At 62.0% G+C, this 13,231-nt stretch carries 12 protein-coding genes; 9 read left to right on the top strand and 3 right to left on the bottom strand.

Features of this window, described 5'->3' with window-relative positions:
• Positions 1 to 122: 122 nt before the first annotated feature.
• The gene (locus tag ACEN93_RS14390; protein WP_039768015.1) at positions 123 to 1,163 is read right to left on the bottom strand and encodes a threonine aldolase family protein; all 1,041 of its coding nucleotides are present in this window, start codon (positions 1,161 to 1,163) and stop codon (positions 123 to 125) included.
• Between the two features lie 128 nt (positions 1,164 to 1,291).
• Here ACEN93_RS14390 and ACEN93_RS14385 point away from each other — a divergent pair, with 128 nt between their 5' ends.
• From ACEN93_RS14385 to fdhA, 8 genes are all read left to right on the top strand, one after another.
• Positions 1,292 to 2,002 carry a TraX family protein gene (locus tag ACEN93_RS14385; RefSeq protein ID WP_495610189.1) on the top strand — a complete coding sequence of 237 codons (711 nt, stop codon included), beginning with the start codon at positions 1,292 to 1,294 and terminating at the stop codon, positions 2,000 to 2,002.
• A 156-nt stretch (positions 2,003 to 2,158) separates the two neighbouring features.
• Positions 2,159 to 3,412, top strand: coding sequence for a serine hydroxymethyltransferase (gene glyA / locus ACEN93_RS14380; protein ID WP_064599942.1), 1,254 nt, complete (start codon positions 2,159 to 2,161; stop codon positions 3,410 to 3,412).
• Between the two features lie 20 nt (positions 3,413 to 3,432).
• Positions 3,433 to 4,683: a sarcosine oxidase subunit beta gene (locus tag ACEN93_RS14375; RefSeq protein ID WP_003206307.1), complete on the top strand. Its 1,251-nt coding sequence runs from the start codon at positions 3,433 to 3,435 to the stop codon at positions 4,681 to 4,683.
• A gap of 14 nt (positions 4,684 to 4,697) precedes the next feature.
• Positions 4,698 to 5,027 carry a sarcosine oxidase subunit delta gene (locus tag ACEN93_RS14370; RefSeq protein ID WP_007959805.1) on the top strand — a complete coding sequence of 110 codons (330 nt, stop codon included), beginning with the start codon at positions 4,698 to 4,700 and terminating at the stop codon, positions 5,025 to 5,027.
• Positions 5,024 to 8,041, top strand: coding sequence for a sarcosine oxidase subunit alpha (locus ACEN93_RS14365; protein WP_074692149.1), 3,018 nt, complete (start codon positions 5,024 to 5,026; stop codon positions 8,039 to 8,041). The genes ACEN93_RS14370 and ACEN93_RS14365 overlap by 4 nt, the downstream gene beginning before the upstream one ends.
• A 147-nt stretch (positions 8,042 to 8,188) precedes the next feature.
• Positions 8,189 to 8,821 carry a sarcosine oxidase subunit gamma gene (locus tag ACEN93_RS14360; protein WP_495610188.1) on the top strand — a complete coding sequence of 211 codons (633 nt, stop codon included), beginning with the start codon at positions 8,189 to 8,191 and terminating at the stop codon, positions 8,819 to 8,821.
• A 13-nt stretch (positions 8,822 to 8,834) separates the two neighbouring features.
• Positions 8,835 to 9,692: a formyltetrahydrofolate deformylase gene (purU, locus tag ACEN93_RS14355; RefSeq protein ID WP_007959808.1), complete on the top strand. Its 858-nt coding sequence runs from the start codon at positions 8,835 to 8,837 to the stop codon at positions 9,690 to 9,692.
• 130 nt (positions 9,693 to 9,822) lie between these two features.
• Positions 9,823 to 11,022, top strand: coding sequence for a formaldehyde dehydrogenase, glutathione-independent (gene fdhA / locus ACEN93_RS14350; protein ID WP_011336270.1), 1,200 nt, complete (start codon positions 9,823 to 9,825; stop codon positions 11,020 to 11,022).
• Between the two features lie 54 nt (positions 11,023 to 11,076).
• On the opposite strand, the gene ACEN93_RS14345 is transcribed toward fdhA, so the two are convergent.
• A complete protein-coding gene (locus ACEN93_RS14345; RefSeq protein WP_074692150.1) occupies positions 11,077 to 11,379 on the bottom strand; it encodes a hypothetical protein in 303 nt (100 codons plus the stop codon).
• A 259-nt stretch (positions 11,380 to 11,638) separates the two neighbouring features.
• On the opposite strand from ACEN93_RS14345, the gene ACEN93_RS14340 reads away from it, so the two are divergent.
• Complete coding sequence (locus ACEN93_RS14340; RefSeq protein WP_039768021.1) at positions 11,639 to 12,196, top strand: DUF2780 domain-containing protein; 558 nt, start codon at positions 11,639 to 11,641, stop codon at positions 12,194 to 12,196.
• A 1-nt stretch (position 12,197) separates the two neighbouring features.
• On the opposite strand, the gene yihG is transcribed toward ACEN93_RS14340, so the two are convergent.
• Positions 12,198 to 13,085 (bottom strand): 1-acylglycerol-3-phosphate O-acyltransferase, YihG family, encoded by an 888-nt coding sequence (gene yihG, locus ACEN93_RS14335; RefSeq protein WP_039768022.1) that lies wholly within the window; start codon positions 13,083 to 13,085, stop codon positions 12,198 to 12,200.
• Positions 13,086 to 13,231 lie beyond the last annotated feature (146 nt).

Here is a 13,231-nt window from a genome sequence, read left to right as displayed (position 1 = left end):
TGCAGCCTTTGACGCTCCGCGTTATGACGGTGCCTGGCGTTACATCAGTGGTGGGGCAGGAACGCGGAGCGTTCCGGTATGCATTCCCACGCGGAGCGTGGGAACGATCAAGGAGGAGGAGATCAGGCCGACATGACTTCGCGGATGTCGCGCGCCAGTTCGCGTACGCGTTCTTCTTCGGTGTCCCACGAGCACATGAAGCGGGCGCCGCCCTTGCCGATGAAGGTGTAGAAGCGCCAGTTCCTGGCGGTCAGGGCGGCAATCGCCGGTTCTGAGAGCTGCAGGAACACGCCGTTGGCCTGGACCGGGAACATCAGTTCCACGCCCGGGATGTCGCTGACCAGTTCGGCCAGCAGTTGCGCGCAGTGGTTGGCGTGGCGGGCGTATTTGAGCCAGGCGTCGTTTTCCAGGATGCCGACCCACGGCGCCGACAGGAAGCGCATCTTCGACGCCAGTTGCCCGGCCTGTTTGCAGCGGTAGTCGAAGTCTTCGGCCAGTTTGTGGTTGAAGAACAGGATTGCCTCACCCACCGCCATGCCGTTTTTCGTGCCACCGAAGCACAGCACGTCGACGCCGGCCTTCCAGGTCAGGTCCGCCGGCGAGCAGCCGAGGAAGGCGCAGGCGTTGGAGAAACGCGCGCCGTCCATGTGCAGGTTCAGGCCCAGCTCCTTGCAGGTGTCGCTGATGGCGCGGACTTCTTCCGGGGTGTAGACGCTGCCGACTTCGGTGGCCTGGGTCAGGGTCACGACGCGCGGTTTCGGGTAGTGGATGTCCTGGCGCTTGAGGGCGACTTCGCGGATCGAGGCCGGGGTGATCTTGCCGTTTTCAGTACCGGCGATCAGCAGTTTCGAACCGTTGGAGAAAAATTCCGGTGCGCCGCATTCGTCGGTTTCGACGTGGGCGGTTTCCGAGCAGATCACGCTGTGGTAACTCTGGCACAGCGACGACAGCGCGAGGGAGTTGGCGGCGGTGCCGTTGAAGGCGAAGAACACTTCGCAGTCGGTCTCGAACAACTTGCGGAAATCATCCGAGGCGCGGGCTGTCCATTCATCGTCGCCATAGGCGCGCTGGTGGCCGTGGTTGGCCTGTTCCATGGCAGCCCAGGCTTCAGGGCAGATACCGGAGTAGTTGTCGCTGGCGAATTGTTGGCTCTTGTCGGTCATGGCCGGCTTCCGTGATCGAGGCGCTTGTGGCGCTTCGTGGGGTCAATGATGGTGCGCACTGTACCGAAGATCATCCGGGGAGCACACGGGATGTCGCTGTCAGAACATTACAGGGATGCGAGCCGATTATGCACCTGAGCCGGCGCGACGGCGCACTCGATCTGCTCAAGTGGCTGGCGCTGCTGAGCATGCTGCTCGATCACTTGCGATATGTCGGGATCAGCGCCGATTGGCTGTATGTGCCGGGACGGCTGGCGTTCCCGTGGTTCTGCCTGGCGATGGCGGCGAACCTGGCGCGGGGCGGCGCGCGCAAGACCGAATGGCGCTACCTGGGCTGGTTGCTGCTGTTCAGCCTGCTCAGCGAGATTCCCTACCGCTTGTACATTCCCGAGCCCGACACCTTGAACGTAATGCCCACCCTGGCGCTGGGCCTGCTGGTGGCGCGGGGCTGGCAGGATCGAGCGCTGATTTCGCGACTGCTGGGCGTCAGTGCTTTGCTGGTGGCCGCGCTGTTCCCGGAGCGACTGATGTTCGGTCTGTTCGGCGTCCTGCTGCCGCTGGCGATGTTGCTGGTGTTTCGCAAACCCTGGTATTTCAGCCTGCTGCCGGGGCTGGTGTGTCTGGCGGCGAATCAATGGCGGGTGCTCTACGAATCCGCGCAGTTCGGTAACCTGGTCGCCATCCTCGGGATTGCGACCTGCCTGATCGCGCCACTGCTCGGAATGTTCCTATTGCGACACGCCACTTGCCTCCACGCGCCACCCATGCGGCGCTGGGCTTATGCGCTCTATCCCGCGCATTTCGTGGTTCTTCTGGCCCTGCGCCAGCTGCTTGTTTGAGTCCGTCGTCTCTGCCATGTCGTAAACGCACCTTTGCGTGGCGTCCGTAGGCATTTGACCTCCCTGCGCCGGCCATACCATCGCATCAAAGGGCACTGGCTGAACGCCGTGCCTTACCGAGACGAATGGCGCACAGATGCCGCTGGGAGAGACGCGATGTTCAGCAAGCAAGACCAGATCCAGGGTTACGACGATGCACTGCTGGCGGCGATGAATGCCGAGGAGCAACGTCAGGAAGATCACATCGAGCTGATCGCGTCGGAGAACTACACCAGCAAACGCGTGATGCAAGCGCAAGGCAGCGGCCTGACCAACAAATACGCCGAAGGCTATCCGGGCAAGCGCTACTACGGTGGCTGCGAGCACGTCGACAAGGTCGAAGCGCTGGCCATCGAACGCGCCAAGCAACTGTTCGGCGCCGATTACGCCAACGTCCAGCCGCACTCCGGTTCCTCGGCCAACAGCGCCGTGTACCTGGCCCTGCTGCAAGCGGGCGACACCATTCTCGGCATGAGCCTGGCCCACGGCGGTCACCTGACCCACGGCGCCAAGGTCTCGTCCTCGGGCAAGCTGTACAACGCCGTGCAGTACGGCATCGACACCAAAACCGGCCTGATCGATTACGACGAAGTCGAGCGTCTGGCCGTCGAGTGCAAACCGAAAATGATCGTCGCCGGTTTCTCGGCCTACTCGAAAACCCTCGACTTCCCGCGCTTCCGTCAGATCGCCGACAAGGTCGGTGCGCTGCTGTTCGTCGATATGGCCCACGTCGCCGGTCTGGTGGCTGCCGGTCTGTACCCGAACCCGCTGCCGTACGCCGACGTGGTCACCACCACCACCCACAAGACCCTGCGCGGTCCGCGTGGCGGCCTGATCCTGGCCAAGTCCAACGAAGAAATCGAGAAGAAGCTCAACGCCGCAGTATTCCCCGGCGCCCAGGGCGGCCCGCTGATGCACGTCATCGCCGGCAAGGCCGTGTGCTTCAAGGAAGCGCTGGAGCCAGGCTTCAAGGCCTATCAGCAACAAGTGATCGACAACGCCCAGGCGATGGCGAGCGTATTTATCAAACGTGGCTACGATGTAGTGTCCGGCGGCACCGACAACCACCTGTTCCTGGTCAGCCTGATCCGTCAGGGCCTCACCGGTAAAGACGCCGACGCCGCCCTCGGTCGCGCGCACATCACCGTCAACAAGAACGCCGTACCGAACGACCCGCAGTCGCCGTTCGTCACCTCCGGCCTGCGCATCGGCACCCCGGCGGTGACCACTCGCGGCTTCAAGGTGACCCAGTGCGTGACGCTGGCCGGCTGGATCTGCGACATCCTCGACAACCTCGGCGATGCCGATGTCGAGGCCAACGTCGCCCAGCAGGTTTCGGCCCTGTGTGCTGACTTCCCGGTTTATCGCTGAGCGTTCTGGAGTACATGACTATGCAACGCTATTCGGGCTTCGGCCTCTTCAAACACTCCCTCAGCCACCACGAAAACTGGCAGCGCATGTGGCGCACGCCGACCCCGAAAAAGGTCTACGACGTGGTCATCGTCGGCGGCGGCGGGCACGGTCTGGCGACGGCCTACTATCTGGCCAAAGAGCACGGCATCACCAACGTGGCCGTGGTCGAGAAGGGCTGGTTGGGTGGCGGTAACACCGCGCGCAACACCACCATCGTTCGCTCCAACTACCTGTGGGACGAGTCGGCTCACCTGTACGAACACGCGATGAAACTGTGGGAAGGCCTGTCTCAGGACCTGAACTACAACGTGATGTTCTCCCAGCGCGGCGTCTACAACCTGTGCCACACCCTGCAGGACATCCGTGATTCCGAGCGTCGGGTCAGCGCCAACCGCCTCAACGGCGTCGACGGCGAACTGCTCAACGCCAAGCAGGTCGCGGACGAAATCCCGTACCTCGATTGCTCGAAAAATACCCGCTACCCGGTGATGGGCGCGACCGTTCAGCGTCGCGGCGGCGTGGCCCGTCACGATGCCGTGGCCTGGGGCTTTGCCCGTGCCGCCGACGCCCTCGGCGTGGACCTGATCCAGCAGACCGAAGTGATCGGTTTCCGCAAGGAAAACGGCGTGTGCATCGGTGTTGAAACCAACAAGGGCTTCATCGGCGCCAAACGCGTCGGCGTGGTCACCGCCGGTAACTCCGGGCACATGGCCAAGCTCGCCGGTTTCCGTCTGCCGATCGAGTCCCACCCGTTGCAGGCGCTGGTGTCCGAGCCGATCAAGCCGATCATCGACAGCGTGATCATGTCCAACGCCGTGCACGGTTACATCAGCCAGTCCGACAAGGGCGACCTGGTGATCGGCGCTGGTATCGACGGCTACAACGGCTACGGCCAGCGCGGTTCGTACCCGGTGATCGAGCACACCATCCAGGCCATCGTCGAGATGTTCCCGGTGCTGTCGCGAGTGCGCATGAACCGTCAGTGGGGCGGCATCGTCGACACCACGCCGGACGCCTGCCCGATCATTTCGAAAACCCCGGTGCCGAACATGTTCTTCAACTGCGGTTGGGGCACCGGTGGCTTCAAGGCCACACCTGGCTCGGGCAACGTGTTTGCCGCGAGTCTGGCCAAGGGTGAAATGCACCCGCTGGCCGCACCTTTCTCCATCGACCGTTTCCACAACGGTGCGTTGATCGACGAACACGGCGCTGCGGCCGTCGCCCACTAACAGGAGAAATCCCTATGTTGCACATCTTCTGTCCTCACTGCGGCGAACTGCGCTCCGAAGAGGAATTCCACGCATCCGGCCAGGCGCACATCCCGCGTCCGCTGGACCCTGCAAGCTGCACCGACGAGGAGTGGGGCGACTACATGTTCTTCCGCGACAACCCTCGCGGTCTGCACCACGAGTTGTGGGATCACGTCGCCGGTTGCCGCCAGTACTTCAACGTCACCCGCGACACCGTGACCTACGAGATTCTCGAAACCTACAAGATCGGCACCAAGCCGCAATTCACCGACAAGGCTGACACTGCGAAAACAGCCACGACGGCGCTGGGAGAGAAGGTATGAGCCAGACCAATCGCCTGTCCAACGGTGGACGGATCGACCGCAACAAAGTGCTGAGCTTCACCTTCAACGGCCAGACCTATAAAGGTTTTGAAGGCGACTCGCTGGCCGCAGCCCTGCTGGCCAACGGCGTCGACATCATTGGCCGCAGCTTCAAGTATTCACGTCCGCGCGGCATCTTCGCCGCCGGTGCCGAAGAGCCGAACGCGGTGCTGCAGATCGGTGCTACCGAAGCCACCCAGATCCCTAACGTGCGCGCCACGCAACAGGCGTTGTACCAGGGCCTGGTCGCCACCAGCACCAACGGCTGGCCGAGCGTCAACAACGACATGATGGGGATTCTCGGCAAGGTCGGCGGCAAGCTGATGCCGCCGGGTTTCTACTACAAAACCTTCATGTACCCGCAATCGTTCTGGATGACTTACGAGAAGTACATTCGCAAGGCTGCCGGCCTGGGCCGTTCGCCGACCGAAGTCGATCCGGACACCTACGACTACATGAACCAGCACTGCGACGTGCTGATCGTCGGCGCCGGCCCGGCCGGTCTGGCCGCTGCCCTGGCGGCTGCGCGCAGCGGTGCGCGGGTGATCATCGCCGACGAGCAGGAAGAGTTCGGCGGCAGCCTGCTCGATTCCCGCGAAAGCCTCGACGGCAAACCGGCGATGGAATGGGTGGCCGGCGTCATCGCTGAATTGAAGAGCACTCCGGACGTGCTGCTGTTGCCGCGCGCCACGGTCAACGGCTACCACGACCACAACTTCCTGACCATTCACGAACGCCTCACCGATCACCTCGGTGACCGCGCGCCGATCGGCCAGGTGCGTCAGCGCATCCACCGCGTCCGCGCCAAACGTGTGGTGCTGGCGACCGGCGCTCACGAGCGTCCGCTGGTCTACGGCAACAACGACGTGCCGGGCAACATGCTCGCTGGCGCAGTCTCGACTTACGTGCGCCGTTATGGCGTGGCACCGGGCAAAAAACTGGTGCTGTCGACCAACAACGATCACGCCTACCGAGTGGCGCTGGACTGGCTCGACGCCAGCCTGCAAGTGGTCGCCATCGCCGACGCCCGCAGCAATCCGCGTGGTGCGCTGGTGGAAGAAGCGCGCGCCAAAGGCATTCGTATCCTCACCGGCAGCGCCGTGATCGAGGCCCGTGGCAGCAAGCACGTGACCGCTGCCCGCGTGGCGGCGATCGATGTCAAAGGCCACAAGGTCACCAGCCCGGGCGAATGGCTCGACTGCGACCTGATCGCCAGCTCCGGCGGTTACAGCCCGGTGGTTCACCTGGCGTCGCACCTCGGCGGCAAGCCGATCTGGCGCGAAGACATCCTCGGCTTCGTACCGGGCGAAGCACCGCAGAAACGCGTGTGCGTCGGTGGCATCAATGGCGTCTACGGTCTTGGCGATTCGCTGGCTGACGGTTTTGAAGGCGGCGTGCGCGCTGCGTCCGAAGCCGGTTTCCAGGCCGTTGAAGCCGTGTTGCCGAAAGCCCTGAGCCGTCTCGAAGAACCAACCCTGGCGCTGTTCCAGGTGCCCCACGAGAAGGGCACTTCGCGGGCACCGAAGCAATTCGTCGACCTGCAGAACGACGTGACCGCCGCCGCCATCGAACTGGCGACCCGCGAAGGTTTCGAGTCGGTCGAGCACGTCAAACGCTACACGGCGCTGGGCTTCGGCACCGATCAGGGCAAGCTCGGCAACGTCAACGGCCTGGCGATTGCCGCCCGTTCGCTGAACGTGACCATCCCGCAGATGGGCACCACGATGTTCCGTCCGAACTACACGCCGGTCACTTTCGGCGCGGTAGCCGGCCGTCACTGCGGGCACATCTTTGAACCGGTGCGTTACACCGCACTGCATCAATGGCACCTGAAAAACGGCGCCGAGTTCGAAGACGTCGGCCAGTGGAAACGTCCGTGGTACTTCCCGAAAAACGGCGAAGACATGCATGCCGCCGTCAAACGCGAATGCAAGGCTGTGCGCGATAGCGTCGGTCTGCTGGACGCTTCGACCCTGGGCAAGATTGACATCCAGGGCCCGGACGCCCGCGAGTTCCTCAACCGCGTGTACACCAACGCCTGGACCAAGCTCGACGTGGGCAAGGCCCGTTACGGCCTGATGTGCAAGGAAGACGGCATGGTCTTCGACGACGGGGTGACGGCGTGTCTGGCCGACAACCATTTCGTCATGACCACCACCACCGGCGGCGCGGCTCGCGTCCTGCAGTGGCTGGAGCTGTACCACCAGACCGAATGGCCGGACCTGAAGGTGTATTTCACCTCCGTCACCGACCACTGGGCGACCATGACCCTGTCCGGCCCGAACAGCCGCAAGCTGCTCAGCGCCGTGACCGACATCGACCTGGCCAACGAAGCGTTCCCGTTCATGACCTGGAAGGAAGGTCTGGTCGGCGGTGTGCCGGCGCGGGTGTTCCGTATCTCGTTCACCGGTGAGCTGTCGTACGAAGTCAACGTCCAGGCCGATTACGCGATGGGCGTGCTGGAAAAAATCGTCGAGGCGGGCAAGCAGTACAACCTGACCCCGTACGGCACCGAAACCATGCACGTGCTGCGGGCCGAGAAGGGCTTCATCATCGTCGGCCAGGACACCGACGGCTCGATGACCCCGGACGACCTGAACATGGGCTGGTGCGTCGGTCGCACCAAACCGTTCTCGTGGATCGGCCAGCGCGGCATGAACCGTGAAGACTGCGTGCGTGACCAGCGTAAGCAGCTGGTGGGCCTGAAGCCGATCGATCCGAACGTCTGGCTGCCGGAAGGTGCACAGCTGGTGTTCAACACCAAGCAGTCGATCCCGATGACCATGGTCGGCCACGTGACCTCCAGCTACGCGCACAACTCCCTCGGCTATTCGTTTGCCATGGGCGTGGTGAAGGGCGGTCTGAAGCGCATGGGCGAGCGGGTGTTCGCACCGCTGGCGGACGGCAGCGTGATCGAGGCGGAAATCGTTTCTTCGGTGTTCTTCGATCCGAAAGGCGATCGCCAGAACATTTGACACTGATCGTTCCCACGTCGAGGCGTCGAACCGTCTGCGTGGGAATGCATCCCGGGACGCTCCGCGTCCCAAGAGCGGACGCAGAGCGTCCATGGCGGCATTCCCACGCAGAGCGTGGGAACGATCAAACAAAAGAATAGGTGCTTTATGACCGCAGCCAACGTTTACCAACAACGCCCGACCACCGGGGCCAAGGCCGAGTCGTCGCTGCATCACGCCGACCTCGCCAGCCTGGTCGGCAAGGGCCGCAAGACCGCCGGTGTGACCGTGCGCGAAAAGAAACTCCTCGGCCATCTGACCATCCGCGGCGACGGCCACGATGCCGCGTTCGCCGCCGGTGTGTACAAGGCGCTGGGCATCGAGTTGCCGGGCGCCCTGAGCGTCATCGTCAAAGGTGAAACCAGCCTGCAATGGATGGGCCCGGATGAGTGGCTGCTGATCGTGCCGAGCGGTGAAGAGTTCGCCGCCGAGCAGAAACTGCGCGAAGCGCTGGGCGATCTGCACATCGCAATCGTCAATGTCAGCGGCGGCCAGCAGATTCTCGAACTGAGCGGCCCGAACGTGCGTCAGGTGCTGATGAAATCCACCAGCTACGACGTGCACCCGAACAACTTCCCGGTCGGCAAGGCTGTCGGCACGGTGTTCGCCAAGTCGCAGTTGATGATTCGCCATACCGCCGAAGACACCTGGGAACTGCTGATCCGTCGCAGCTTCTCGGATTACTGGTGGTTGTGGTTGCAGGATGCGTCCGCCGAATACGGCCTCAGCGTTCAGGCCTGATCAGGAGAAAACGATGAGCCGCGCCCCGGATACATGGATTCTGACCGCCGACTGCCCCAGCGTTCTCGGCACCGTGGACGCGGTGACGCGTTTTCTGTTCGAGCAGGGTTGCTACGTGACCGAGCACCATTCGTTCGATGACCGGCTCTCGGGCCGTTTCTTCATTCGGGTGGAGTTCCGTCAGCCCGACGGTTTTGACGAGCAATCCTTCCGCGCCGGTCTCGCCGAACGCGGTCAGGCGTTCGGCATGATCTTCGAGCTGACCGCGCCGAACTACCGGCCAAAAGTGGTGATCATGGTCTCCAAGGCCGATCACTGCCTCAATGACTTGCTTTACCGCCAGCGCATCGGCCAGTTGTCGATGGACGTGGCGGCGGTGGTGTCGAATCACCCGGACCTCAAGCCGCTGGCCGACTGGCACCAGATTCCCTACTACCATTTTCCCCTCGACCCGAATGACAAACCGGCCCAGGAGCGGCAGGTGTGGCAGGTGATCGAAGAGGCCGGCGCTGAACTGGTGATCCTCGCCCGCTACATGCAGGTGCTGTCGCCGGAGCTGTGCCGCAAGCTCGATGGCAAGGCGATCAATATTCATCACTCGCTGCTGCCGGGCTTCAAGGGTGCCAAGCCGTATCACCAGGCCTATAACAAGGGCGTGAAACTGGTCGGCGCTACCGCGCACTACATCAACAACGACCTGGACGAGGGGCCGATCATCGCCCAGGGCGTCGAGGCGGTGGATCACAGTCATTACCCCGAAGACCTGATTGCCAAGGGCCGCGACATCGAAGGCCTGACCCTGGCCCGGGCTGTTGGGTATCACATTGAAAGAAGGGTTTTTTTGAACGCCAATCGCACGGTCGTTCTCTAGGCCGCTATCGCTGGCTTGCCAGCGATGAGGCCATAACAGGCAACACAAGAATCAGCATCTGTACCCGAGCACTTAACGCGCTGCCTGCCTGGGCGGCGCGGTTCCATAAAAACAACAGCGAGGTGAAAGCATGTCTGGCAATCGTGGTGTGGTGTATCTCGGCGCTGGCAAGGTCGAAGTACAGAAAATCGACTATCCGAAAATGCAGGATCCGCGCGGCAGGAAGATCGAGCACGGTGTCATCCTGCGTGTGGTTTCAACCAACATTTGCGGCTCCGACCAGCACATGGTGCGCGGCCGTACCACCGCTCAGGTCGGTCTGGTGCTGGGACACGAGATCACCGGTGAAGTGATCGAGAAGGGCAGCGACGTCGAAAGCCTGAAAATCGGCGATCTGGTCTCCGTTCCGTTCAACGTGGCTTGCGGGCGCTGCCGTTCCTGCAAGGAGCAGCACACCGGCGTCTGCCTGACCGTCAACCCGGCCCGTGCCGGGGGTGCCTACGGTTACGTCGACATGGGCGACTGGACCGGCGGCCAGGCCGAGTATGTGCTGGTGCCGTACGCCGACTTCAACCTGCTGAAACTGCCGGACCGCGACAAGGCCATGGAGAAAATCCGTGACCTGACCTGCCTCTCCGACATTTTGCCGACCGGTTACCACGGCGCCGTTACCGCTGGCGTCGGTCCGGGCAGCACCGTTTACATTGCCGGCGCTGGCCCGGTCGGTCTGGCCGCTGCCGCCTCTGCCCGTTTGCTCGGCGCTGCGGTGGTGATCGTCGGCGACGTCAACACCATCCGCCTGGCCCACGCCAAGGCTCAGGGTTTCGAAATCGTCGACCTGTCGAAAGACACCCCGCTGCACGAACAGATCGCCGCGCTGCTGGGCGAGCCTGAAGTGGATTGCGCAGTGGACTGCGTCGGCTTCGAAGCCCGTGGTCATGGTCACGACGGCGTCAAATCCGAAGCTCCGGCCACCGTACTCAACTCGCTGATGGGCGTGGTGCGCGTAGCTGGCAAGATCGGCATTCCGGGCCTGTACGTGACCGAAGATCCGGGTGCCGTGGACGCTGCCGCGAAAATGGGCAGCCTGAGCATTCGCTTCGGCCTCGGCTGGGCCAAATCCCACAGCTTCCACACCGGCCAGACCCCGGTGATGAAGTACAACCGTCAGCTGATGCAGGCGATCATGTGGGACCGCATCAACATCGCCGAAGTGGTGGGCGTGCAAGTCATCAGCCTCGACCAGGCGCCGGAAGGTTACGGCGAGTTCGATGCCGGCGTGCCGAAGAAGTTTGTGATTGATCCGCATAAGTTGTTCAGTGCGGCGTAAGTCGTAGCCAAAAAAAGAGCAACCGGTTCGGTTGCTCTTTTTTAAACATCTAACTCACAATTTAACCGAGCATTTGCTGGCATCACCATCGGTGACTGCACACTCAAGGTTTTTATCCCAACCCGATCCAGTAGGCGTAATTGGAGTGCTTGACTCTAAAACAGTCGTGACGCCCAGACTGCCTTTACCATCATTCTGACAAATGAGCTTGTTTCCGCTTTTAATGCGTGCAGCTGTAAATACCGGATCTTCCGCGCCTCCGGAATCGGTCACGGATACCTTTGGGCATTCCAGTGCATGAGCAGTGCTCAGCATTGCCAGGCAAGCCAGCGCACCCGCGAGAACTTTCAGTTTCATTGTTCGTACTCCGTTACGTAATTGGAGTTCATATATTCCATTTCCCCTTCCAACTGTCATAAATGACAGGTTTTTAGTTCTATTTGTAATGGTTGCTGCAGAACTTAGAAGTAAGTGGACTCAGGACGAAATGTTTTCCTGTGGTTGATGCAAGAAAACACAGCTTCTGTCTGGGGGAACATGCTGCCGCCAACCCGGTCAAACCGGCAGTTTGATCGCCTGTATCCGGGCGGTCTTCACGCCACAAGAGGATGTCTGAATGAAGATTTCACGCGGTTTTGCCCTGGCATCGCTCCTGACCCTGGCGGCAGGGCCGGTGTTTGCCGGTTTCAGTTTGAATGACGTGGCCGGCGTGGTATCGGGCATGCAGGGCGGTGACAAGGCTGCGACGGCCGCGCCGACCTCGGAAACCGCTGGCTTGTTGAGTGCGCTGAGCGCACTGGACCTCACGCCACAACAAGCGGTGGGTGGCACCAGTGCCATGTTGGGCCTGGCGAAGAACCAATTGAGCAGCACCGATTATTCCGAACTGGCCAAGGAAGTACCGGGTATTGACCAGTTGTCGGGTGGCGCTGGCAGTCTGGCGGCGTTGAGCGGTCTGCTCGGCTCGTCGGGCAAGTCCGCCGGGCTGGAAAATGCGCTGGGCAACGTCAAGGACACCAATGACCTGAACAACGCCTTCGGTGCGTTGGGCATGGACAGCGGGATGGTCGGCCAGTTTGCCCCGATCCTCCTGCAATATCTCGGTCAACAGGGTGTCGGCGGTTCGCTGCTGCAAAGCTTGGGCAGCATCTGGGGCACCGGCACCAACGGTTGATTCAGCGGCGCTCGACCTTGAGTTCGGCGATGCGCTGATCCTTGAGAGTCCAGAGCTGGTTGACCCAGTTCTGGACCTTCTCGCGAAACACCGGATCATTTTCGTAATCGCCCTGCCACAGGGCCGGATCCAGCTCGCGGGTCTGGATGTCGATGATCACGCGCGGTACGTTGCCGCTGATCAGGTCCCAGAACCCCGGAATCTTCTGCTGTGGATAAACCACGGTCACATCGAGAATCGCGTCCAGCTGTTCGCCCATCGCCGCCAGTACGAACGCCACGCCGCCGGCTTTGGGCTTGAGCAGGTGGCTGAACGGTGATTGCTGCTGAGTGCTTTTGGCGGCGGTGTAACGCGTGCCTTCCAGATAATTCACCACCGTCACCGGCTGACGCTTGAACAGTTCGCACGCCGCTTTGGTGATTTCCAGATCCTTGCCGGCCAGCTCGGGGTTCTTCGCCAGGAACGCCTTGGTGTAGCGCTTCATGAACGGGTAATCCAGCGCCCACCAGGCCAGGCCCAGGAAGGGCACCCAGATCAGCTCTTTCTTGAGGAAGAACTTGAAGAACGGCGTGCGTCGGTTGAGGGTCTGGATCAGCGCCGGGATATCGACCCAGGACTGATGGTTGCTGATCACCAGGTAGGAAGTGTCGCTGCGCAGGTCTTCGCCGCCGCGAATGTCCCATTGCGTGGGGATGCACAGGCGGAAGATCAGCTTGTCGATTTCCGCCCAGGTTTCGGCGATCCACATCACCGCCCACGAGGCGTAGTCGCGAAAGCGCCCCGGCAGGATCAGCTTGAGCACGGCGAACACCATCAGCGGGCCAAACAGCACCAGGGTGTTGGACAACAGCAGCAGGGTGACGAAACAGCCGGTGAGCAGGCGGCGCATAAGCAACTCTTGGAAAACGGATGGGCGCGCCATGATAAGTGGCTTCGGCCGACAGGCCAAATCCACCGGTGACGAATGTTTCACCTGTGGCGCGTTAGTCTGATCGTTCCCACGCTCTGCGTGGGAACGCCGCCGGGGACGCTCTG

This window comes from Pseudomonas sp. Pseusp21, from assembly GCF_059492145.1.
Note: the sequence above shows the minus strand (reverse complement) of the source record. Positions and strands in the feature narration are given on the sequence as shown.